Genomic DNA, 21,964 nt, shown 5'->3' with positions numbered 1-21,964 from the left:
ATCGTCGGATACTCGCGGTCTAGAGGTGGACGACCGAGTCGGCGACGACGCGGCCGCCGAGTCGGACCCAACCGTCGGAGTCCCATTCGGTGAAGATCTGTGAGCCCTTGCCCTGGGTGATGATCAGGCTGCGGCGCAGCAGGGCGGTGAGGGCGACGGCGGCGGCTCCGGTGGCTTCGTCCTCGGGGACGCCCATGGCCGGGGCGAACATGCGGGAGCGCAGGGCGCCGCGGTGCTCGTCGGTCCAGGTCCAGAGGTAATGCGAGCCGGTGGTGAAATCGTCGGGGCGCAGATTCGCCAGCGCGTCGAGATCATCGAGCTGGTGGAAGGCGAATTCCGGAGCCCATTCGCCGCGTGCCTTGATCCAGACGAGGCCGTCGGTGAGTTCGACCGCGACCGGACCCGCCGCCACCTGCAGAATCCGCACCGGCTGGCCCCGCTCGGCGAACCACCACGCGGTACCCACCGACGGATGCCCGGCGAAGGGTAGCTCCACCGCGGGGGTGTAGATCCGCACCTTGGCGATCTCGTCCACGGGGTCCTCGACAAAAACGGTCTCGCTGTATCCCGCCTTGGCCGCCAGCGCCTGGTGGTCGACCTCGGCGACATCGGCGGCGCGAGCGATGCCGAGTTCGTTGCCGCCCCGTCCGGTCGGGTCCGTGAAAACGCGCACGACCTCGACCCGCGTACCGATGGCCTCTGGTTCACCCTGTGTGCCCATGTTCGCGAGCCTACCGGCCGTCGAAGATGGTTTATGCGCTGGCGCGGAATTTTCCGCCTGGCACGAACCCACATCCGACATGCCGATTTGCCCGTTATGTCTGTCTCGGAACTGCTGTCAATGCGGGCCGCGGAGCCACGCGAGATCACGCAGGATCTCCGAAATGGTGACAGGGCTGAGGTCGGCGAAGGTGGAGCCATTGTTGCCCGCAAGCGCGGCATATCTGAGCTCGTGCACGGGAGCGACCGATTCGAACGGCTCCATGCCCGGATCGATCCCGATGCTGAAAACCCGGTCGTCCGGAAGCCGTTTGTCGAAGGTATCGATGCGACCGTCATCGCCGCGTTCGGGTGGATTCCAGCCGCGGTCGGTCAGGCCGTGGATACGGCCGACGGGCACAGTGGCGTTTGCCGGAATCGGCACGGAGGAACCGGCGAGCAGCTCCGGATCCGGATGGTGCACCTCCCGGCCGAGCTGTGAAAATGGTTGCAGGAGTTCGTAGTCGGCGAGCACATCGGCCCAAGCAGTGGTCAGTTCGGTGCCGAGGTGGAGGGGATGGGCAATACCGACAACGGCGTCCTCGGCGACTTCGAGGGTGGCGTTGCCGGCGTCGGTGAAGGAGTTGTCCTCGGCGATGCGGAACGAGGCGAGCACCTGGTCGTCGCGATAGGTCGCCCAGATCAGTCGGCGAGTCACGTTGATGCGCACCGGATGTGCGATGAACAGGGTGCGTAGTTCGTCGAGGGTGAAGCGGCGTTCGGTGACCATGGCGCGCTCGAGTCGTCGGATCTGGTCGGCGGCGAACTTCTTGACGGACTTGAGGATCGAGCGATACGTCGCGGTCGCATCGGCGGCGCAGTATGCGTCGTCGTGAACTCCAGCCTTGGGCAGCGCCTTGTAGCGGGTGCCGTCGGTACCGGTAATGGTGGGGCGCAACTGTTCATCGAAGCCAAGCATGAACTGGCGCGGCCCGAAGTCGAGCAGTGCCGTGCCGTCGGGGCGCAGTCCGAGATCCGGAACCAGGCGGTCGGCGAGTTGATCCTCGCTCAAACCCAATTCGTCCGCGACATCGGTGACCCGGGTCTGCGCCGCATCCCGGACCGCCGCGTTTCGGCCCTTCTCGCTCAACGTGATCAATGCCGACAAGGCGTGCTCGGTACCGATTGCGGCGAGAGTGTCGAGCGCATTGTCCTTGGCCCCGCTCCAGAGGATATTCGGCAGCAGCTCCTCGACCGTCTCATCATTTCCGAAGGCGGCCAACACTTCCCAGACCCAGGTGTCCTTCGACGGCGCGCCCGCCCTGTTCCACTGGCTGTGGATCGCACCGGCCGCGGCGGCTGAACTCGCCGCGTCGCAGTCTTCGCGAACTCGTGCCAGCGCCGCATGCGGCGCACCGGGTTCGGACAACATCATGAACGTAACGAGATTGGCGACCGCATCGGGCGGAAGCACATGGCCGCCGGTCAACCCGATCGCGGGCAGCTCGGAAATCGACAACCATTGTGGCAGAACGGGCATCCGCGCGGGCACGATCTCGGCGGGATCGGTATCGAGCAACTCGCGCACCGCCGCGGTGGCGTCGTATGCGGCCGCGGCGGCAATGATGGCATCGGTGTGGCCGAGTGTGACCAGGGTACGCAGCGCCGCGGCATGCGTGCGTCTTGCCTTGCGCGCCTTGCCGATCGCGCCCGGAATGAACGCGGTCGCGGCGTAGGCGGGATGGCGGCGCAACCAGTCCAGTGCGATGCGGCGGCGTGAGCGCAGGCGCAGCCAGTCCACGACCAGTTCGGCGACGGCCGGACTTTCGAAGGGGGCGATCGCCGCAGCGTGGTCGCGTGGTCGCCGTACGACAGTGTCGATGATCAGATCGTGCGTCGCGGCACCGTGTGCGGCGGTGAGTGCGAGCAGTGGAGTGGCCGACCAGAGACCCCAGCCCACGGTGCTGGTGCGCAGATACGGTTCCGCGATCGCGAAGTCGACCTGGGTTAGTGCCTGCAATGTCCAGTCATTGAGAAAGTCATTGCCCGGCGGAATGCGCTCCAGCCGCTCGTGTATCTCGTCCTCGGACAGCGTGCCGACGGTGTCGAGCCATTTCTCCCGTTCGCCAGCGCGCCACGAAACAGCAACGCCCGCAGGAACTTCGAGCGCCATAGCGGCAACCGGCTTACGGCGCGGTCGTTGCCATGGCGGTGTGCTCAGGATCGCGGGAACCAGTCGGGCGGGAGCCTCTTCGACCGTCTGCTCTGCGGGCCGATTCTCGGTGATCAACTGCTGTGCGGCTTCGGGTAGTTCGTATCGCATGGCGACGGCGAGTTCGGGATGGCGGCGGACATGCTGGCAGAAGTCGACGACGCTCTCCTGCCGGGCGGTCCGTGCGCCGAGCACACGCATGGCACGTGCCGGAAACCGTTCGGTCGAGGCGAGCAGCGCCGCAGCGGTCACGTTGCGCCACGAGTGCCCGGCCAGGAAGTCCATCGCTTCGTCAGCGGGGAGGTGGGCGAGGATGCGCGACAGGGTTTCCGGTCCCGGTGCGGAGCTATTGCCCTGACCCGCCTCCCATAGTCGAGTGAGGACCGAGGCGGCGTCGGCGCCGAGATGTGCCGCGACACTGTAGATCAGCGATTTGTTGTCGCGCAGCAGGTGCCAGTGCCAGCCGAGCAGATCGAGGATGCGGTGCGCGTGTGCCGAATCGGTCACCGAAGCGAGCAGGAAGATCGATCCGAATCCGTCGGTGAGTTTCGGATCGGCGAGATCGTGTGTGACCCAGTCCTGTTCGGTGGGGAACAGGTACGAGGTGAGCAACCGGATCGAGAGCGGTTCGCGGCGCAGCTGCCGTGCCTGGTCCAAGGCGTCGGCGTAATCCATCTCCCTTGCGGCGGCCAGCAAAGTGCGCAATCGGCGGACCAGGGTGGCGGGCGGATCGCAGGGACGTGAAACCACCAAGCGATTCGATTGCCCGCCCCAGGTATCCGAAGCTTCCGCGCAGATGCCGCTGAGTGCGGCCACGGTCGCCACGGCACAGCCGAGACCATGGGTGGCGACCAGATAATCGGCCAGATCCGCGTGGTCGTCGTAGTAGCGGCCGAGGGCGCTGTCACCCCACAGCTTCGTGTCCATGCCGATCGCGGCGCATACGGCCGCGCCGAGTGGGTCGGCCTGCCGATCAGTCAGATACCGCGCACCCCGTTCGGCGAGCACCTTGTGCGAGCCGGAATGGCTCAGGATAGCGCGGATCCGATCCGTGGACTGCGCCAGCTTGTCGGAGACCGTCTGTGCCGCAGCCACATTCACCGAGACCCTGCGCGCGGGCCACCGGCCGCGGAACGGATCGGTTTTCGACCACCAGGCGGCGGGTACCACCCAGATGTCCTCATCGGTCGGCGGCGTGCGGATAGCCATCGGCCTGCTCCCTTGTTCGCGAGGTGCGTATCGCGGACAGGCTAGCGAGGCGCTCCGACACGTGCCGGTCGGCGCGGAAACGCGCAACGGCCCCGTCCTATTCGGACGGGGCCGTTGCGCGTTTCCGGCGAAATATCAGACCGCGGCGGTGGCCAGCGTCTCCGTGGATTGCACGGCCTGGCCGACACCGGCGACGATCGCGGCCGCACGCAGCGATTCGAAGATCACCTCACGCGAGACGCCCGCCTCGCGCAGTGTCTTCTCATGCGCCTCCAGGCAGTGCGCGCAGCCGTTGATCGAGGAGACAGCGAACGACCACAGCTCGAAATCGGCCTTGTCGACACCCGGGTTGCCGATGATATTCATCCGCAGACCGGCACGCAGATCGTCGTAGCGTCCTTCCAGAAACGCTTTGCCCCGGTAGAACACATTGTTCATGCCCATGATCGAGGCGGCGCCGAGTGCGGCGTTGTAGGCCTCCGCGGACAGATTGTCCGCGGCTTCCTCGGCGATTTCGCGCAGCGTCGTCGCAGACCGGGTCGCGGCCGCCGACGCGAGCAGCGTGCCCCACAGTTGCTGTTCGTTCAGCACGGTGGTGCGTGTGATGGACGACAGATTGAGCTTGAGGTCCTTTGCGTACTCGGGAAGGGAGTTCTTCAGGGTCTCAATGCTCATTCGGCGAATCCTCTTCTCGTTCGGGGGTTTTCAGGTGGTGCGGATAGTGCTCAGACGCTCGCGGCGAGCAGTTCGCCCGCGTTGATGGTCGGGTCGCCCTTCTTCCAGTTGCAGGCGCACAGCTCGTCGGATTGCAGCGCGTCCAGCACGCGCAGCACTTCGTCGACATTGCGGCCGACCGAACCGGCGGTCACCGAGACGAACTGGATCTCGTTGTTCGGGTCGATGATGAAGGTGGCGCGGTCGGCGACGCCGTCGACATTGAGAACGCCGGTGGCGGTGGCCAATTCACGCTTGAGGTCGCTCAGCATCGGGAACGGGAGGGTCTTGAGATCCTCGTGCTGGGCGCGCCACTGGAAATGCACGAACTCGTTGTCGACCGAGGCGCCGAGCACCTGCGCGTCGCGATCGGCGAACTCCTCGTTGAGCTTGCCGAAGGCGGCGATCTCGGTCGGGCACACGAAGGTGAAGTCCTTGGGCCAGAAGAAGACGATGCGCCACTTGCCGGCGTGATCGTCGGAGGTGATGCGGGTGAAGTAGTCGTCAGGCTGCTGAGCGTCGACCTTCGACAGGTCACCGCCGATCACCGCGGTGAGGTTGTATGCCGGGAACTGGTCGCCGATGGTCAGCAAAGCCATGCTTGTCTCCTCGTCAGTCGGTTTGCTAGAGCGAGTGGATCGAAAAGCTCACAACGATCTTGCCCAAAGGCCGGTGAAAGGTAAACGTGATCAGTCGCACTACACTGATAGGCGTGACTGATCAGACTTATCAGCCGACCCTGTCGCAGCTGCGTGCGTTCGTGGCCGTCGCGGAGTACCGCCACTTCGGCACCGCAGCCGCGCGGCTCAGTGTGAGCCAGCCCACGTTATCGCAGGCTCTTGCCGCATTGGAACACGGGCTCGGCCTGCAGCTGATCGAGCGCAGCACCCGACGGGTGCTCGTCACCGCCGCGGGTATGCGGCTGCTTCCGCAGGCTACGGCGACACTCGAGGCGGCCGATCGATTCGTCGCCTCGGCGACCGGTGACAGCCTGGGCGGCACCCTGCGGATCGGCATCATTCCGACGGTTGCCCCGTATGTGCTGCCGGATCTGCTGCCCGAATTGCGCAAGGTATTGCCCGCCTTGAATCCTCAGGTGATCGAGGATCAGACCGCCCGGCTGCTGGAGGGATTGCGCACCGGCGTCCTTGATGTCGCGCTGCTCGCACTGCCCACCGAGGCGCCGGGGCTGGTCGAGATCCCGTTGTACACCGAAGAATTCGTGCTGGTGACCCCGCGCGGTCACGAACTGGCCGGTCGCACCGATATCGCACCCGACACCCTGGACGCGCTGCCGCTGCTGCTGCTCGATGAGGGCCATTGCCTGCGTGATCAGACCCTGGAGTTCTGCCGCTCCGCCGATGCTCATCCGGGGGCGGTCGGCGATACCCGTGCCGCGTCGCTGGCGACCGTGGTCCAGTGCGTGGCGGGTGGCCTGGGGGTGACATTGATTCCGGAGATGGCGGTGGCCGCCGAAACCGCGCGCGGCACACTGGAAATCGCGCATTTCGCCGCACCCGCGCCGGGGCGCACGCTCGGTCTGGCGTTTCGCGCGTCGACGGCGCGCGCGGACGATTACGAACGGTTGGCGCAGATCATTCGGTCCCAGCGGCCAGGAGTGAACTGAGTCCGCGCGATCAGGGTGCGGCCTCGCCGAGGAGTTCGGTCGCGGTGTCGTGGATTTTGCGCAGGGCGCTCATGAGGTGACGGCGTTCGGTGGGGGTGAGGTCGGCGGTCACCTTGTCCTCCAACGCTTGTCGCTGTGCCTCGATCGGCTGTTGGAGCGCGCGGCCCTTATCGGTGAGCCAGAGGCGGACGAGGCGGTTGTCGTGGTCGTCGCGACGGCGCTCCAGCAGGTCCGTAGCGGTCATACGGGTGGCCATCTTGACGACGGTCGGTGTGGTGACGTTCAGCGCGGCAGCGACCTCGCCCGGGGTGCGACCATCCTGCTCCCACAGCAGTGCCAGTACGTGATTCTGGCCCAGATGTAGTCCATGCGTGCGCATTTCGCGGTCCGCTAGTGCGCGCAGCATCTTCGAACTGCGGCCGTGTAGGTCGAGGAACTCGGGCACTTGTCGGATCTCCTCGGCTGTTGACGAATGGATCGTTAGCCGTCTAACGTTCGACTTCATTAGACGGCTAACGATGTGGAGATCTGATGATAGTGGTCACCGGTGGCACCGGAAATATCGGTCGTGAACTCGTCGGCGAACTCGCTGCCAGAGATGCGGAATTCCGTGTCCTCGTGCGCGATCCGGCGCGCGTCTCGGATCCGGACCGGGGTGAGTTGATCGTCGGCGATTTAGACGATCCGACGACACTCGCGCCCGCATTCGACGGTGCCGACGCGCTGTTCCTGCTGGTGCCCGGCATCGGCCTGGAGCACACGGTCGATGCGGTGAACGCGGCGCGAGCGGCCGGAGTGCGGCATATCGTGCAGTTGTCGTCGTTCAACGCGATGGGCGATCCGGTACCGGCCATGGGGCGTTGGCATCGCGAGCGCGAGCAGGTCGCCGCCGAATCCGGCATACCGGTGACCGTGCTGCGGCCCGGTGGGTTCATGACGAATGCGCTGGCGTGGGCGCCGGCGATCGGCTCCGGCGGCGCGGTCCTCGACCCGACCGGACCCGGCCGCTACGCCCCGATCGACCCTGCCGATATCGCCGCGGTGGCGGCCGAGGTCCTCACCGGTGACGGTCACCACGGCATGACCTATACCCTCACGGGTTCGCAAACCTACACTGTCGCAGAACAAGTCGCGACCATCGCCCGCACGATCGGCCGCGCCATCGAGGTGCACGAGGCGGCCACACCGCAGGAGGCGTTGGAATCCCGCTACCCGGGCGGCGCGCCACCAGCGCTGGCGGCGGCGATCATCGAGGGGTTCGAGTTGATGCGCGCCGATACGGTGGGGTTTCGCACCGACACAGTGCCTGAGCTGCTCGGCAGGAGTCCGCGTACGTTCGCCGACTGGTGTGCGCGCAATGTCGACGCGTTCTTGTAGGCACACCGTGCCAGGTGACCCCGCCCACCATCGACGACAAGGCGCCCACCCACGCCTGGTTCAACTACTGCGCAAAAGGTGCCACATGAAGACGCTAATTGCAGGTTTCGAATTCGGTGCGGAGTCGACGCTGCAGGGCTATGGCCTCGGGGGTGAGGTAGTGCTCGGGGTGGGCGTCGGCGGCGGTGGTCTGATCGGAGCATCCGGCGACCTGGACGCTTCCGGTGAATTGTTTGTCGGGCGAGTAGCTACCCCAGTTCCAACGTAGGTCCATCGGATGGTCTGGTGTCGGCCGGGTTTCGGCGATGACCGCGGTCAGGTCCTGATAAGCGGTATCCGGGCTGTGGACTCCGACAGAGAGATTCGCGATATGCCCGTTGATGATGCGGACGAAAGTGACGGGTATGGGGAGCCCGGTCAGCAGGGTCTGGATGTCCTGTTCCTGCTGGGTGCCGAATGGTAAGTCGACGGTCCAGACCGGCTGCCGGTCGGCGGGCCGGATGGTGACCTGCGTCGGATCGTTGCCGAGGACGGTGCGCACGGCTGCCAGGGAATCCGTTGTGGGCGGAGACTTTTCGATCTCGAAACCGGAGGTGGTCCAGGTGATGGCGGCACCGGGGAGGCTCGTGTCGAGTTGGCGGAGCTCGTGGGTGCGGGCAGCGATTCGATGCGGGTCCAACTCGGCGCCCAGCTTCAACTCGAGTCGATCGCCGACGATGATCTCGGTCGACTGCTGGTAGGAGTCGAAGTCGCGCTGCTTGATGGTATTGATCCGGTCGACAACCTCCGCGACCTGGGCTTCGGAAGCCGCACGCATCGATAGGTCCAAGTCCAGGTAGGTGCCCCGGGTGAAGTCGTTGGAGTAGTCGACGGAAATGTTTTCCACGCCCGGCATGGCGCCGAGCTCATCCCGCAGCCGATCTGCCTGCGGCCGACCGTCGGGTGCGGTCGTGCACCCGGCAAGGGCAACCGAAACGATGGCGACGGCAATACCCGCCGCGAGCGTGCGCCGGATCATGGGTGCCTTCCTGTAGCGGCGTGCGGGCGGTCGCGGCTCCGCGGGCGTATCGGCTCCAGTGGCACGGTACGCGTTCGCACGCCGAATTCCCGGTAGCAGGCGTCGGTGTCGGGCCGATTGCGCGAGCTCGTCGGGCGTAATCTCCGCTGGTGGGCAGTTCGAAAGGGTTCGTGGTGGATAACTCGGGTGGCACCGAGCGGCTGGGTCGCGCTATCGCGAACGGTGATCAGCTGTTCGTCTACGGGACATTGCAGTTTCCGGAAGTATTGGTCGAGTTGATCGGGCGGTGTCCGGAATTGGTGGCGGCGGAGCTGACCGGGTGGCGGGTGGCGGCACTGCCGGGGCGGGTGTATCCCGGGTTGGTGCCCGCCGCGGGTGGGGTTGCGCGAGGTGTCGTGCTGTCGGGGCTCGACGCGGGGGAGTGGGCGGTGCTGGATGCGTTCGAGGATGACGAGTACGAGTTGCGACGGGTTCAGCCGGGTCCGGCCACGTCGGCGTGGACGTATGTGTGGACTTCCGTTGTCGCGCAGGATAATTGGTATGCCGAGCGCTTTGCCGCCGAGCATTTGGGCGCGTTCGTGGCTCGGTGCGCCGAGTGGCGCAGACTGCTCTGAAGCAAGGCAAGATTTGCCATTCCAAGACGACCGGTCATATATTAATGCGATGGCGCGACCCCGACGCAGCGATGACACTCGGCAGCTTCTGGTGGAGCACGGTGCTGCCGGCTTCCTGACGAACGGCTATCACGGGACAGGTATCAAGCAGATCCTGGATGCGGTCGGAGTGCCGAAGGGGTCGTTCTACAACTACTTCGATAGCAAAGAGAGTTTCGGGCAGGCCATAATCGACCACCATTCGCTGTGTGTGCAGCGGAATCTGGCCGAGGCGCTCGGGAGTTCGCCGGATCCGGTCGCCGGATTGCGAGCGTTCTTCGGACGGCTCATGGATGACTTCGTGCGGGCGGAGTTCACCGGTGGATGCCTGATCGCGAACCTCGGCGGGGAACTCGAGGGCAGCGCGGTCCTGCGCGAATCCTTGGCGGTGGCCTGGCATTCCTGGCGGGACGGGGTGGCGGCGGCGCTACGGCGGGCGCAGGAGCTCGGGATGATTCGCGACGATATCGACGCCACAGAACTGGCCGATCTGCTACTGGAGTCCTGGGAGGGTGCGGTACTCAGGATGAAGATCGAGCGCTCGCTCGAACCGTTGCACAAGTGTTTGCGTCGACTGCTGGATGACTACTTTCGGGTCTGACCCGTAGGTATTGCCGTCCTGCGTGGCCGTGTATCTATTCCAAGACGACCGGTCGTATCGGTGAGTATCGCGAGGAAGAGAGAAGAATATGGTCAAGACGGTCATCATCACCGGATCCTCCAGTGGGATCGGGCGCGATATAGCTCGGGCCTTCGTGGAGCGTGGCGACAATGTCGTGCTCAACGGACGGGATGCGGACAAGCTCGCGACGGTGGCGGATTCGTTGGGCGCGCCCTCACAGTTGGCGGCATTCGCTGGTGATATCGCTAGGCCTACAACGGGTTCCGAGCTGGTTCGCCTTGCGGTGGAGCGGTTCGGTCGAGTGGATGTGTTGGTGAACAACGCCGGGATCTTCGGCGCGAAGCCGTTCGTCGACGTCACCGAGGCGGATCTGGACGGCTACCTGAACGGGAACCTCAAGGGGACCTACTTCACCACACAGGCCGTCGTGCGTCAGCTGCGAGCGCAGAAAAGTGCTGGCAGCATTGTGAATATCGGGACAGTGCTGATCAACCACGCGCTCGCGGGGCTGCCCGCATCGGCGGCGCTGGTCAGCAAGGGTGGCGTTCACGCACTGACGACGAGCTTGGCTGCGGAACTCGCCGCCGACGGCATCCGAGTCAATGCCGTCGCACCCGGCATCATCCGCACTCCGCTGTTCGGTGACGGCGACGAAAGTGCCTCGGGCCGACTGGCTTTGCTCAATCGAATCGGTGAGGTGAGCGAAACAACCGCAGCGGTGCTGTATCTCGCGGACGCAGCCTTCACCACCGGCCACATCCTCCCCGTCGACGGCGGGTTCATCTCGGGAAGGTCCGCGTAATGCCTCACGGTCGCAACCGTTAAGGATTCCGCAAGCCATATTGCGCAGGCTGTGCTCATGAAAGCTCTTGTTGCGCTGGGGATTCTCGGATTCGGATTGATTGCCGGCGCTGGTCCCGCCACAGCGGGGGCCGGTGCGCACGCCGGTTCCTGTGCGGGCACGGTGAACGGGTGGGGGTCGTTCACCGCGATCACGAATCAGGTCGCGATCGTGCAAGACGGCAGGATCTCGAGCGAGAATCACACGCACTCCTTCAGCGGTTTCCTCGCCGGTATGGAGGATGCGCAGATCGTCTCGGTCGATGACCGTCATGTGATCTACCGGCGCGCGAAGATTGATCTCGCTATTCCGTATGTGAAGGACGCCGGGCTGTACTTCCGCAATAATGCTGCTGTCGCCACGCCCACCCGTTCGGGCAACTGGTATCAGCTCTGCACTTACTGACCACCCGGCACGCTGACAATCGCTCAGCTTGCGGCCGCGGCGATCAGCCCCGGCAGCGCGCCGGAGAGCGGGGCGGGCAGTATTCGGTCGAATCGCACCGGCTCACGGGAAATCCTTTGGGAGCCGGTGCGATTCGAGGCTACCGCTAAACCCGCAGCGCGTGCGGTTCGATCGCGCCACGCACCAGCGCCCGCGCATCGATCGTTTCGGCGCGGTAGGGCAGCGTGCCCAGCCGATCGGTCATCGCCTGCACCGGGTCATCGATCCGGTCATTCAACCCGAACAGGAATGTCCACTCGTGCTCATCGCTGCCGTACTGCACCACGGTATCGAACTGCTCGTGGAAGCGCTTCCAGGACCGCTTCAGCGTCTCGTTGCGCCACATCGTCGCGCATCCGGCCTGTGCGCTGAGTACGCCGCCGGGCGCGAGCAGTGCCTGACATCGCGACAGGAACTCCGACTCGTAGAGCCGGTTGTGCTGCGCGTCCTCGACCCGCTCATCGGGCAGATCGATGACGATCACGTCGTAGCGGGTACCCGCCTCGGTCGCGTTGGCCAGGAAGTCCCAGCCGTCGGCGTAGTGCACCTTGACCGGGCCCGCACCCTTCACCGCGGCGGCCAGTTCATCGCTGGTGTAGCCGTAGGGCAGGTGCTCGGCGCACAATTCGACCTCGCGCTGGTCGATATCGACGTGATCCACCAGCGTCGCACCCGCGGCGACCGACATCTGGCTGGCCACACCCTCACCCGAACCGATGATCAGCACCTTGTCCAGCTTCGCGGCCAGCGCGAAGGCTGGGACCATCATCGCCTCGTGGTAGGTCAGCTGGGAGAACTCCGTGGACTGGCGATCGTCGTCGGAGAACAGGCTGATGCCCTGTTCGGTGCGTGCGATCACCATGTGCTGGAACGGAGTGTGGGTATCGACGATGACCTCGTGCAGATCCCAGATGCGGGTCAGGCCATTGCCCACCGGTTCCTCGATCCGCGTCGAGCCGTGCCCGCGCTGGATGACCTGCATGCGAACATTCTTGGGAGACAACTTATCTCGCAGTAGTTCGACAGCCTTCGACGCGCCGGCGCCGATACTTCCGCAGGTGAATACGTCGACAAAGATGTCGCCGGACTCCGGATAAGTGTGAATCGAGGCGTGAGACTCCGACAACAGCGCGAGGACAGTCACCCCCTGCGGATCGAACTTCTTGTGTACGACATCGCAGATGGTGACGCCCGCGGCGATCAGAGACTCGCGCAACGCCGATTCGAGTCGTTCGAGGTCGTCGCAGAGGGTCGCGTCGACACCACCGAACTCGGCCAGCACATGCCAGCCGGTGAATTCCGCCGTCATGGGCAAACTCACTCTCGCTCAGCGCCCGAGACATGAACGGTCAAGGGCGGAAAACCATTGAAGGACACCGACGAATAACTCGCGGTATAGGCGCCGGTATCGAGGATCTGGATGCGATCACCGGCTCGCAACGAGGTCGGAAGAAGGACCTTCGTGCGTTGATACAGTACATCGTCGCCATCGCAGGTCGGTCCGGCCACCACCGCCTCGTCCACGGGATCTCCGTCACGTTCGGTGACGAAGCGGTATGCGATGTACTCGTTCTCGGTCTCGGCCATGCCGTTGTAGCGGCCGATGTCGAGATACACCCAGCGCCGTCCGTCCGGCGCTATGCGCACGCTGATGACCTCGGCGTGAATGGTGCCAGCCGAACCGACGAGCGCGCGGCCGGGCTCGATGACGAGTCCGGCGGTCTCGGGTAGGAATTCGGCGGTGGCGGCCGCGATGACGGCGCCGATATCGTCGAGTGCGGGCGCCGCCTCGACGTACGAAATGGGCAGGCCGCCACCGATATTCACCGACCGCACCGGAATATCCTTGTCCGCCAACGCTGCCACGATGCGGCCCGCCTGTTCGATACCGACGCGCCAGGCCCTCGGGTCGGTCTGCTGGGAGCCGACATGGAAGTAGGGACCGCCGACGATCAATCCGAGATCGCGTGCGCGCACCAGTAGGCGCAGCGCCTCGGTGGGGGAGCAGCCGAATTTGGTACCGAAGGGCGTCGTCGACTGCGGCGCCGAGGACAGGAACCGGCACTCGACCTCCGAGCCCGGCGCGTGCTCGACGATGCGCAGCAGATCATCCTCGGTGTCGAAGGCGTAGCGGCGCACGCCCGCGGCGTAGGCGGCGGCGATATGGGCGGCTTTCTTGATCGGGTTCCCGTAGCACATACGGGCCGGGTCGACGCTCTCGCGCAGGCACAGTTCGATCTCACCGACGCTGGCGACGTCGAACTCCGCGCCGTGACGGTCGAGCAGACCGATGAGTTCCGGGACCGGACTCGCCTTGACCGCGAAGCGAATTCGGGCTCCGGGTACCGCGGCCTGGAGCGCGCGGTAGTTCTCGCGCACCCGCTCTGGGTGGATGGCCAGATAGGGCGATTCGGGCAGGTTTGAACCGGTCAATCTAAGGGAACTCTCCGTCGTTTGGGGGTTGGCCGTCGTTCGGGCACCGCGCGAGAGAGTATCAGCGCGATGCCCCTGGTAACCAACTCGTTGACGACACCTTGATCATGATCACCCCGCGACTACCGTGACCTCGTCGAATACGACCTCGCCCGCGGCATCGGACTCGGCCAGATCGACCACCGCCGCGAGTGCCCAGCCGTGGTCCCCGGCGGGATCGTCGAGCACCTGGCGCACCTGCCAGAAACCGGTGCGTTGTTCCACCTGGAACAGTTGCGGACCGCGAGCGTCCGGGCCTGTGCCGATGCGCTCGTACTCGTCGAAGTAGGGCGTCAATTCGGCCGCCCAGTCCGGGCCTGTGCCCAACTCGGCGAGGGCCTCCCAGCGGCGCAGCGCGGCGAGTTCGACGCGACGGAACATGGCATTGCGGATCATCACCTTGAACGCACGTTCATTGGCCGAGATCGGCCGCACCGATTCCGCGCCGAAGGCGAGCTGATCCGCATCGGTCTCCGCGCCTGGATTGGTGAGCTGCTCCCATTCGTCGAGCAGACTCGAATCCACTTGGCGCACAAGCTCGCCCAGCCATTCGGTCATATCGTCGAGATCCTCGGTGCGCGCCGATTCCGGGACGGTACGCCGTAGCGCGCGGTAGGCGTCGGCGAGATAGCGCAGCACCACCCCCTCGGAGCGGGCCAGTTCGTAATGCGAGATCAGCTCGGCGAAGGTCATCGAGCGTTCGATCATGTCGCGGACAACCGATTTGGGGGACGGGGCGAATTCCGACATCCAGGGATGCCCGGCTCGGTAGGTCTCGAAAGCGGGCTCGATCAGCTCGGCCAGCGGTTTGGGCCAGGTGACCTCTTCCAGCAGCTCCATGCGTTCGTCGTATTCGATGCCGTCGGCCTTCATCTCGTTGATCGCCTGACCGCGGGCCTTGTGCTGCTGGGCCATGAGCAGCTGGCGCGGATCCTCGAGTGTCGATTCGATGAGGGAGATGACGTCGAGGGTGTAGCCGGGGGCGTCCTTGTCGAGCAGCTCGAGTGCGGCGAGAGCGAAGGGAGACAGGGGTTGGTCGAGGGCGAAATCGCGCTGCAGGTCGACGGTGAGTCTGGCGCGGCGGCCCTGTGCGTCGGGCTCGGGAAGCTGTTGCACCACACCCGCGTCGCGCAGCGCGCGGTACAGCCGGATGGCGCGCAGGATATGGCGACGTTGTGCGGGGCGCGGCTCGTGATTGTCCTCGAGCAGATGGCGCATGGCGTCGAAGCAATTGCCCGGGCGGGCGATCACATTGAGCAGCATGGAGTTCGTCACGTTGAAGCGCGACACCATCGGTTCGGGGCTGGCGGCGACGAGTCGGTCGAAGGTCTCCTCGCTCCAGGAGACGAAGCCCTCCGGCGGCTTGCGGCGCACCACCTTGCGCTGCTTCTTCGGATCGTCGCCCGCCTTGGCCAGCAGTCGGGTGTTCTCCACCTCGTGGTCGGGCGCCTGCACGACGACGGTGCCCATGGTGTCGTAGCCGGCCCGGCCCGCGCGGCCCGCGATCTGATGGAATTCGCGGGCCTTGAGCCTGCGGGTGCGCACACCGTCGAATTTGGTGAGGCCGGTGAGCAATACCGTGCGGATCGGCACGTTGATGCCGACACCGAGGGTGTCGGTGCCGCACACCACCTTCAGCAGACCGTCCTGGGCCAGGCGTTCCACCAGTCGGCGGTACTTGGGCAGCATGCCCGCGTGATGTACGCCGATACCGTGGCGGATCAGCCGGGACAGGGTCTTGCCGAAGCCGGAGGAGAAGCGGAAATCGCCCAGCGCCGTTGCGATGGCGTCCTTTTCGGCGCGGGTGGCGAAGTTGACGCTGGTCAGCGCCTGGGCGCGTTCCAATGCGGCGGCCTGGGTGAAATGCACGACGTACACCGGTGACTGGTTGGTCGTGACGAGATCTTCCAGGGTTTCGGTGATCGGGGTGCGCGCGTAAGAAAAGCTCAACGGGACAGGACGTTCGGTGCCCGCGACAATGGCGGTCGAATTGCCGGTGCGACGTTCCAAATCGGCGGCGAAGAAATCGACCTCGCCGAGAGTGGCCGACATCAGCAGGAATTGGGCGCCCGGAAGTTCCAGCAGCGGTACCTGCCAGGCCCAGCCGCGGTCCGGATCGGCGTAGAAATGGAATTCGTCCATCACGACCTGGCCGACATCGGCGGCAGCGCCCTCGCGCAGCGCCATATTCGCCAGGATCTCGGCGGTGGCGCAGATGATCGGCGCCTCCGGATTCACTGCCGCGTCACCGGTCACCATGCCGACCCGGTCCGCGCCGAAAACGTCGCACAGGGCGAAGAATTTCTCGCTGACCAGGGCTTTGATGGGCGCGGTGTAGTACGTGCGCAGGCCGCGCGTCAGCGCGAACAGATGCGCGCCGACCGCGACAAGAGATTTACCGGACCCGGTGGGGGTGGCCAAGATGACATTGGATCCGGACGCCAATTCCAGCAGCGCCTCGTCCTGTGCCGGATAAAGCGGGGTGCCCTGCTCGGCCGCCCACGCCCCGAAGGATTCGTAGAGTGCGTCGGCGTCGGTTCCCGGTATATCGAGCAGTTCGGTCAGATCCACTCCGACCACCCTACGGGCAGCCATCTACGGCTCCGTCAGGGTGATCGGGTCAGTTGGACTGTTCGCCCTCGTCGCCCTTGTCACCCTCGTAGCCGCCCTGCTCGGCCAGGAAGCGCTCGAATTCGGCGCCCAATTCGTCGCCGCTGGGCAGTTCACCGTCGCCGACCAGCAGGCTCGACTGACGTTCCTGAGCGGTGACGAAGCTGTCGTACTGGCGCTCGAGCGCGTGCACCACGGTCTCGACCTCGGAGTTGCCGGCGATGTGCTCGTTGACCTGTTCGCGCACCCGCGCGGCGGCCTCACCGAGCGCGGCCAGCGGGAATTCCAGTCCCGCGTTGTCGGCGACATGCTCGAGCAGAGTCTGCGCGGCCTCCGGGTAGGCGGTCTGCGCGAGGTAGTGCGGCACGTGCACCGAGAAACCGACGGATTCGTGGCCGTGCTGGGCCATGCGGTACTCCAGCAGAGAGGAAGCGCTGCCTGGCACCTGTAGTTCGCCCGGCCAGCGCTGATGGTCGGCGATGAGATCGCGGTCGGAGGAGTGCGCGGTGATGCCGAGCGGGCGGGTATGCGGGATCGCCATCGGGATGGCGCTCAGACCGATGCTGCGCCGCACACCGAGCTGTTCGGCGAGCAGCCGCACCGCGGTAGTGAATTTCTCCCAGCGCAGATCCGGTTCCAGGCCGGACAGCAGCAGGAACGGGGTGCCCGCGGTATCGCGCAGCGCCCACAGATTCAGCTCGGGTTCTGCGTACTCCGAGAAGTGGTCTGTCTTGAACGTCATCAGCGGACGACGCGAGCGGTAGTCCAGCAGCTCGTCCACATCGAACGAGGCGACCAGCTCGCTCTCGAGGCTCTCGCGCAGGTGCGTCGTGGCCAGCCGCACCGCATGTCCGGCATCGGTGAAGCCCTCCAGTCCGTGTACCAGGACCGGACCCAAGCCATCGTCGTTCGACAGCTGCGGAGCGGGGAACTCCAACTCGTACATTCGCGACTCGTGCTCCATCGCATCTCCTTCCTGCGCGGTTCACCGATGCGAGCTTCCAGGTTCACAGGCCTGTTGGGCAATTCGCGGCGGTCAACCACTGTCCATTGTCCCCCATGGCTCCGACACACGTTGCCACGGGCGACACCGACCCATAAGACAGGGCAACATCGGCGGTACCCCGCACATTCCCGGTCACTCCGAGAATCGGCGTGGCATCGCGGGCGGGTGCGGGGAGTTTGGCACAGTGAAGCGGTGACTGTGCCGAATTCGACGCGCAGGGGACCACGCGGATTCGGGGTATCGGGTTGGGTGCCCCTGGCCGCGACTATGGTGCTGCTCGCCGGCTGCGCGTCGACGGTGACCGGACATCCGGTTGGGTCCGAGCCGAATACCGTGACCCAGCATGTGGCGGCACAGCTTTCGACGCTGCTGCCCGATCCCGGGCAGTTCCCGGTCGACTACGATGCCGTGGTGCTTCCGGCGGAGGCGGCCGCGCAGGCGGCGGGGGATCTGACCGGGGTCGGGCGCGGTTCGACGGTGCAACCCGATGGGTGTGTCCCGCCCGCTCAGCTATTCGGTCCGAATCAGACGGCCATCGTGGTGGGTACCGACAATCAGACGCGCGCCACGATGACCGTGGAATTGACCAGAACCGGACAGCCGTTGTCGGTGTTGCGTGAGCAGTTGAAGCGGTGTCAGCAGGTGCACGTGAGCCGGGCGGGTGCGATAACGACAGTGACCACCGAATTGCAGCAGCCGCCCCCGATCGATGCTGACGACACGCTCGCGTTGCGTCGCACAGTGGCGCCACAGGTGAGTGCGGCGCGGGTGACGCAGTCGATGCGGACGCTGACCGGGCAGGTCGCCGATGTGCGAATCACGGTGACGTACATGACATTCGGCGATGCGAAGCCCGATACCGCGGCGTTGGACGAGCTGTTCACGACGGCGGTGCGGAAGGTCAAGCGGGGGTGAATGCCGTGGGTTCTACCGAATGGCAGCTGGAGCTCGCAGCCGGACGGTAGCAGATGGCACCGACATGGTCCCCGCCGTTCTGGTCCCCGATTCCCGATTCGTCCACAATCCAAGTGTTTTCCACAGAGTAATTCGGTCCCGCGATATCCCCAGGTCAGCGTCCCGGGCTTCGCGGTGGGTAAGCGCACCCTCGATGCATGACGACTTCTACGAACGCCGCTCCCGCCCTCGGAGATCCAGGTGATGGTGCATCGCAGCGCACCGGTTTTTGCCCGAGCCCCGCCGTTCACCTCCGCAAATCCGCGCACCCGCCGCGTTTCGGCGACTCGGGTCTACGCGACGTCGCGCATCCGCGTGACGATGCGGATACAGGCCGCGGTGCGCGAATCGGCCAGCCATCGGAAAGTCCACAAGTCGACGAGCCGAATGACATCACGGATTCGAGTGACATTGCCTGTGCGTCGCGTTTCGCTGAACCAGCGGGCGATAGCGTTGGGGCGCATGCATATCGCACATGGCCCGTGGATGAGGTCTCGGCCCGATTCGATTCGATGTCCTTCTTCGACCCGGATGTCGACGACGAATCGCCGGAGTGCACACGTGGTTTCGGGAAAGAGTTGCGCCCGGGTATCTGTGCGGAACCGCCGCCGGAATTCGGGGATCGGATTCCGGGGGATTCGCTGCATGTCGACGATCCCGGTGAATTGATTGTAGCGGTGCCCGCCATGGTCGGATTCGTGCCGGAGCGGTCGCTGGTGGTGGCGGTGCTGCGCGGCGCCACCGATGCGGAGCAGAGTCCGATCATCGATGCGGTGGTGCGGTTCGATTTGGATCAGGAGGGTGGAAGTCGGCGCGGCCTCGCAGCGGCGTATGCCGAGTGTGTTTCGCATATCTGTGCCGCGGAGGGGGCGACGGAAGTACTCGCGGTAGTCGTCGATGACCGGGCGCGCGAACCGCGACGCACGCGCCGAAACGGTGTGGGGAGTACCGGGCCGTGGGGCACGCTCATCGCGGCGTTCGCGCGGCGACTGGCGCGGGCCGAGGTATACCTCGAGGGTGCCTGGGCGGTGCGCGCCATCGAGGCGGAGCAGCGGTGGTGGAGTCTGCTCGATGTGAATCACCGTGGGACGCTGCCGGATCCGGCGACATCGATGGTGACGGTGGCGCATGTGCTCGAAGGGCGACCGATCCGGGGCACCCGCTCGGAGCTGACCGATCTGGTCGCACCCGACGAGGAGCTGGCGCAACAGGTCGCGGTCCATCTCGACAGCGCCCGGGCACTCGCGCACGAGCGGTACGCGGCCGCCGTCCGGCGCGGTGATCCCGACGGATATCACCGGCGGGCGCTCGAACATATGCTGTGGCAGATCGCCAACATCGACTCCGGTGTGGCCCTCGCCGCCCAGGAGTACGCGGAACTGGCCGCGGCACTGCGCGATCGGACAGTGCGCGACTCACTGTTCGGGTTGGCGGTCGGAGCCCACGCGGCCCCAGCCGAAACCCTGTGGGTGGTACTGACACATGCGCTGTCGGGCAGCGACCGTGCCGACGCCGCAACACTTCTCGGCTACAGCGCCTATATCCGCGGTGACGGGCCGCTCGCAGGCATCGCGCTGCAAGCGGCTCTCGAAGCCGATCCCGCCCATTCCATGGCGAGTCTGCTCGAGATCTCCCTACGCACCGGGATGCGCCCGGATACGCTGCGCCGCCTTGCCTACTGCGGGCTCGGTATTGCCGCGGACCTCGGCATCGACCTGGGGCCGGTTGTCCGGTGAGCCCGTACTCGGGCGGTCAGAGGTGAGCCGGCGAGTCACATGGTGGTTGCGGCAAGTACAGCACCACCATGTGACCGCGCTCGATAGTGAGCTGGCTTACTTCGCGCTGTGTGCCAGCGGACCGAGGTCGCGCAGGAATTCCCAGGCATCGGAGACGATTTCGTCGAGGTCGTTGTGCTTGGGCTGCCAACCGAGATCGGTGATGGCGCGATCGCTGGACGCGATCAGCGTGGCCGGGTCGCCGGCACGGCGCGGTGCGTCCTCGGCGGCGATGGGCAGGCCGGTGACGCGCTCGCAGGCCGAAATCACCTCACGGACCGAAAAACCGGTGCCGCTGCCGAGATTGAAGATGCGATGGGTGCCGGATTCCGCGGAGCCGAGGGCCAGCAGGTGGGCGTCGGCGAGGTCGCGGATGTGGATGTAATCACGGACCGCGGTGCCGTCGGGGGTGGGCCAGTCGGTGCCGAAGACCGAGATCGCCTTGCGATGACCGAGGGCGACCTGCAGCACCAGGGGGATGAGATGGGTTTCCACCACCCGGTTTTCGCCGAGGCCGCCGTAGGCGCCCGCGACGTTGAAATAGCGCAGGCTGGTCGCGGCCAAGCCGTGTGCGATCGAGTAGGAGGTGATGGCGTGGTCGATGGCCAGCTTGGAGGCACCGTAGGGGTTGGTCGGCCGGGTCGGCGCATCCTCGGTGATCGGCACTTGTTCGGGTTCGCCGTATACGGCTGCGGTCGAGGAGAAGACCAGCCTCGGCGTTTCGGTACGCCGCATCGCCTCCAGCAGTTCGAGCGTCTTCACCACATTGCCGTGCCAGTACTTCTCCGGCTGCAGCACCGACTCACCGACCAGCGACTGCGCCGCGAAATGCAGGACACCGTCGAAGGATTCGGCCTCGAGCAGTGCGGGCGCGGCGACCGCGACATCACCCTCGACGAACCGCGCCTCGGTGGGCACACCCTCGGCATTGCCGGTCGACAGATCGTCGACCACCACGACCTCGTGCCCCGATTCGAGCAGAACCTGCGCGCAGACGCCACCGACATAGCCCGCGCCACCCGTGACCAGAAGTTTCACGCCTCAGACCAACTTCACCTGGACGGCGTGGGCCATTTCGTCCGAGAGCTCGAAACCCTCGTGGCCGGGCACGGTGATGACTACCGAACCGGGCTTGGTCTCGACCGTCACACGGGCGTCGGGCACCACACCCGCCTCCCGCAGCTGGCCGATGACCTCAGGATCGGTCTGGATGTGCTCGGCCAGGCGACGCACCACGACGGCATGCACCTGTCCGTGCGGCAGATCCGACAGCCGCACCAGGGTTTCGTCGGCGCCGCTCGACGGGATGATGCCCAGCTCGTCCAGCCCCGGAATCGGGTTGCCATAGGGGGAGGTCGTCGGGTGGTTGAGCACCTCGACCAGTCGCCGCTCGACATCCTCGCTCATGACGTGTTCCCAGCGGCACGCCTCGGCGTGCACGTTCTGCCAGTCGAGCCCGATGATGTCCACGAGCAGCCGCTCGGCGAGGCGATGCTTGCGCATGACCGCGACCGCCATGCTGCGGCCCTTGTCGGTCAGTTCGAGATGGCGATCACCGGCGACCAGCAGCAGACCATCGCGTTCCATCCGCGCGACGGTCTGGCTGACCGTCGGGCCACTCTGCTCGAGGCGCTCGGCGATGCGCGCACGCAGGGGCACCACGCCCTCTTCCTCGAGGTCGTAGATGGTACGGAGGTACATCTCCGTGGTGTCGACCAGATCCTTCACCTG

Annotated in this window: 21 protein-coding genes; 8 read left to right on the top strand and 13 right to left on the bottom strand. The window is 65.6% G+C overall.

Going from position 1 to position 21,964, the window contains the following annotated elements; genetic code table 11:
* Window positions 1-19: 19 nt before the first annotated feature.
* The 4 genes from ACIBJI_RS07360 to ACIBJI_RS07345 form a co-directional block, all read right to left on the bottom strand.
* On the bottom strand, window positions 20-721 hold the full coding sequence (locus ACIBJI_RS07360) for a PhzF family phenazine biosynthesis protein (protein ID WP_396958841.1): 702 nt from the start codon (window positions 719-721) through the stop codon (window positions 20-22).
* Window positions 722-838: 117 nt separating this feature from the next.
* Window positions 839-4,120 carry a DUF4132 domain-containing protein gene (locus ACIBJI_RS07355; RefSeq protein ID WP_397083371.1) on the bottom strand — a complete coding sequence of 1,094 codons (3,282 nt, stop codon included), beginning with the start codon at window positions 4,118-4,120 and terminating at the stop codon, window positions 839-841.
* Window positions 4,121-4,255: 135 nt separating this feature from the next.
* Window positions 4,256-4,795 (bottom strand): carboxymuconolactone decarboxylase family protein, encoded by a 540-nt coding sequence (locus ACIBJI_RS07350; protein WP_364351898.1) that lies wholly within the window; start codon window positions 4,793-4,795, stop codon window positions 4,256-4,258.
* 50 nt (window positions 4,796-4,845) lie between these two features.
* A complete protein-coding gene (locus ACIBJI_RS07345) occupies window positions 4,846-5,433 on the bottom strand; it encodes a peroxiredoxin (protein WP_396954961.1) in 588 nt (195 codons plus the stop codon).
* Window positions 5,434-5,546: 113 nt separating this feature from the next.
* Between ACIBJI_RS07345 and ACIBJI_RS07340 the strand changes: the two genes are divergently transcribed.
* Entirely contained in the window at window positions 5,547-6,461 is a 915-nt protein-coding gene (locus tag ACIBJI_RS07340) for a hydrogen peroxide-inducible genes activator (protein WP_364351902.1), read from the top strand.
* Between the two features lie 10 nt (window positions 6,462-6,471).
* Here ACIBJI_RS07340 and ACIBJI_RS07335 read toward each other — a convergent pair whose 3' ends face one another.
* Complete coding sequence (locus tag ACIBJI_RS07335) at window positions 6,472-6,906, bottom strand: MarR family transcriptional regulator (RefSeq protein WP_364351905.1); 435 nt, start codon at window positions 6,904-6,906, stop codon at window positions 6,472-6,474.
* 86 nt (window positions 6,907-6,992) lie between these two features.
* Between ACIBJI_RS07335 and ACIBJI_RS07330 the strand changes: the two genes are divergently transcribed.
* The gene (locus ACIBJI_RS07330) at window positions 6,993-7,838 is read left to right on the top strand and encodes an NAD(P)H-binding protein (protein WP_364351908.1); all 846 of its coding nucleotides are present in this window, start codon (window positions 6,993-6,995) and stop codon (window positions 7,836-7,838) included.
* A 94-nt stretch (window positions 7,839-7,932) separates the two neighbouring features.
* On the opposite strand, the gene ACIBJI_RS07325 is transcribed toward ACIBJI_RS07330, so the two are convergent.
* The gene (locus tag ACIBJI_RS07325; RefSeq protein ID WP_397083368.1) at window positions 7,933-8,856 is read right to left on the bottom strand and encodes a hypothetical protein; all 924 of its coding nucleotides are present in this window, start codon (window positions 8,854-8,856) and stop codon (window positions 7,933-7,935) included.
* Between the two features lie 149 nt (window positions 8,857-9,005).
* Between ACIBJI_RS07325 and ACIBJI_RS07320 the strand changes: the two genes are divergently transcribed.
* From ACIBJI_RS07320 to ACIBJI_RS07305, 4 genes are all read left to right on the top strand, one after another.
* Window positions 9,006-9,470 carry a gamma-glutamylcyclotransferase family protein gene (locus tag ACIBJI_RS07320; RefSeq protein WP_397083366.1) on the top strand — a complete coding sequence of 155 codons (465 nt, stop codon included), beginning with the start codon at window positions 9,006-9,008 and terminating at the stop codon, window positions 9,468-9,470.
* Window positions 9,471-9,519: 49 nt separating this feature from the next.
* Window positions 9,520-10,110: a TetR family transcriptional regulator C-terminal domain-containing protein gene (locus tag ACIBJI_RS07315; RefSeq protein WP_396954963.1), complete on the top strand. Its 591-nt coding sequence runs from the start codon at window positions 9,520-9,522 to the stop codon at window positions 10,108-10,110.
* An 88-nt stretch (window positions 10,111-10,198) separates the two neighbouring features.
* On the top strand, window positions 10,199-10,933 hold the full coding sequence (locus ACIBJI_RS07310; protein ID WP_364351920.1) for an SDR family NAD(P)-dependent oxidoreductase: 735 nt from the start codon (window positions 10,199-10,201) through the stop codon (window positions 10,931-10,933).
* A 57-nt stretch (window positions 10,934-10,990) separates the two neighbouring features.
* Window positions 10,991-11,377 carry a hypothetical protein gene (locus tag ACIBJI_RS07305; protein WP_397083363.1) on the top strand — a complete coding sequence of 129 codons (387 nt, stop codon included), beginning with the start codon at window positions 10,991-10,993 and terminating at the stop codon, window positions 11,375-11,377.
* 145 nt (window positions 11,378-11,522) lie between these two features.
* Here ACIBJI_RS07305 and speD read toward each other — a convergent pair whose 3' ends face one another.
* The 4 genes from speD to ACIBJI_RS07285 form a co-directional block, all read right to left on the bottom strand.
* A complete protein-coding gene (gene speD, locus ACIBJI_RS07300; RefSeq protein ID WP_396954967.1) occupies window positions 11,523-12,725 on the bottom strand; it encodes an adenosylmethionine decarboxylase in 1,203 nt (400 codons plus the stop codon).
* Between the two features lie 8 nt (window positions 12,726-12,733).
* Window positions 12,734-13,834 carry a type III PLP-dependent enzyme gene (locus tag ACIBJI_RS07295; RefSeq protein ID WP_364352065.1) on the bottom strand — a complete coding sequence of 367 codons (1,101 nt, stop codon included), beginning with the start codon at window positions 13,832-13,834 and terminating at the stop codon, window positions 12,734-12,736.
* 126 nt (window positions 13,835-13,960) lie between these two features.
* Window positions 13,961-16,483: a DEAD/DEAH box helicase gene (locus ACIBJI_RS07290; protein WP_397083361.1), complete on the bottom strand. Its 2,523-nt coding sequence runs from the start codon at window positions 16,481-16,483 to the stop codon at window positions 13,961-13,963.
* A gap of 25 nt (window positions 16,484-16,508) precedes the next feature.
* Entirely contained in the window at window positions 16,509-17,462 is a 954-nt protein-coding gene (locus ACIBJI_RS07285) for a PAC2 family protein (protein WP_364351932.1), read from the bottom strand.
* Window positions 17,463-17,696: 234 nt separating this feature from the next.
* On the opposite strand from ACIBJI_RS07285, the gene ACIBJI_RS07280 reads away from it, so the two are divergent.
* On the top strand, window positions 17,697-18,419 hold the full coding sequence (locus ACIBJI_RS07280; protein ID WP_396954969.1) for a sensor domain-containing protein: 723 nt from the start codon (window positions 17,697-17,699) through the stop codon (window positions 18,417-18,419).
* 332 nt (window positions 18,420-18,751) lie between these two features.
* Here the strand turns inward: ACIBJI_RS07280 and ACIBJI_RS07275 are convergent, their stop codons facing one another.
* Window positions 18,752-18,922 (bottom strand): hypothetical protein, encoded by a 171-nt coding sequence (locus ACIBJI_RS07275; RefSeq protein WP_364351938.1) that lies wholly within the window; start codon window positions 18,920-18,922, stop codon window positions 18,752-18,754.
* 18 nt (window positions 18,923-18,940) lie between these two features.
* Here ACIBJI_RS07275 and ACIBJI_RS07270 point away from each other — a divergent pair, with 18 nt between their 5' ends.
* Entirely contained in the window at window positions 18,941-20,194 is a 1,254-nt protein-coding gene (locus tag ACIBJI_RS07270; protein ID WP_364351941.1) for a DUF4192 domain-containing protein, read from the top strand.
* Window positions 20,195-20,290: 96 nt separating this feature from the next.
* Here ACIBJI_RS07270 and galE read toward each other — a convergent pair whose 3' ends face one another.
* Entirely contained in the window at window positions 20,291-21,271 is a 981-nt protein-coding gene (galE, locus tag ACIBJI_RS07265; protein ID WP_364351944.1) for a UDP-glucose 4-epimerase GalE, read from the bottom strand.
* 3 nt (window positions 21,272-21,274) lie between these two features.
* Complete coding sequence (locus tag ACIBJI_RS07260; protein WP_364351947.1) at window positions 21,275-21,961, bottom strand: iron dependent repressor, metal binding and dimerization domain protein; 687 nt, start codon at window positions 21,959-21,961, stop codon at window positions 21,275-21,277.
* Between the last annotated feature and the right edge of the window lie 3 nt (window positions 21,962-21,964).

It is taken from the genome of Nocardia sp. NPDC050408 (assembly GCF_044458905.1).
GTDB lineage: Bacteria > Actinomycetota > Actinomycetes > Mycobacteriales > Mycobacteriaceae > Nocardia.
Note: the sequence above shows the minus strand (reverse complement) of the source record. Positions and strands in the feature narration are given on the sequence as shown.

Bases quoted from the DNA above. Each gene is read 5' to 3' on its own strand.
- ACIBJI_RS07360 (WP_396958841.1), bottom strand. From the start codon at position 721: ATGGGCACACAGGGTGAACCAGAGGCCATCGGTACGCGGGTCGAGGTC.
- ACIBJI_RS07355 (WP_397083371.1), bottom strand. From the start codon at position 4,120: ATGGCTATCCGCACGCCGCCGACCGATGAGGACATCTGGGTGGTACCC.
- ACIBJI_RS07350 (WP_364351898.1), bottom strand. From the start codon at position 4,795: ATGAGCATTGAGACCCTGAAGAACTCCCTTCCCGAGTACGCAAAGGAC.
- ACIBJI_RS07345 (WP_396954961.1), bottom strand. From the start codon at position 5,433: ATGGCTTTGCTGACCATCGGCGACCAGTTCCCGGCATACAACCTCACC.
- ACIBJI_RS07330 (WP_364351908.1), top strand. From the start codon at position 6,993: ATGATAGTGGTCACCGGTGGCACCGGAAATATCGGTCGTGAACTCGTC.
- ACIBJI_RS07325 (WP_397083368.1), bottom strand. From the start codon at position 8,856: ATGATCCGGCGCACGCTCGCGGCGGGTATTGCCGTCGCCATCGTTTCG.
- ACIBJI_RS07315 (WP_396954963.1), top strand. From the start codon at position 9,520: ATGGCGCGACCCCGACGCAGCGATGACACTCGGCAGCTTCTGGTGGAG.
- ACIBJI_RS07310 (WP_364351920.1), top strand. From the start codon at position 10,199: ATGGTCAAGACGGTCATCATCACCGGATCCTCCAGTGGGATCGGGCGC.
- ACIBJI_RS07305 (WP_397083363.1), top strand. From the start codon at position 10,991: ATGAAAGCTCTTGTTGCGCTGGGGATTCTCGGATTCGGATTGATTGCC.
- speD (WP_396954967.1), bottom strand. From the start codon at position 12,725: ATGACGGCGGAATTCACCGGCTGGCATGTGCTGGCCGAGTTCGGTGGT.
- ACIBJI_RS07290 (WP_397083361.1), bottom strand. From the start codon at position 16,483: ATGGCTGCCCGTAGGGTGGTCGGAGTGGATCTGACCGAACTGCTCGAT.
- ACIBJI_RS07285 (WP_364351932.1), bottom strand. From the start codon at position 17,462: ATGGAGCACGAGTCGCGAATGTACGAGTTGGAGTTCCCCGCTCCGCAG.
- ACIBJI_RS07275 (WP_364351938.1), bottom strand. From the start codon at position 18,922: ATGCGCCCCAACGCTATCGCCCGCTGGTTCAGCGAAACGCGACGCACA.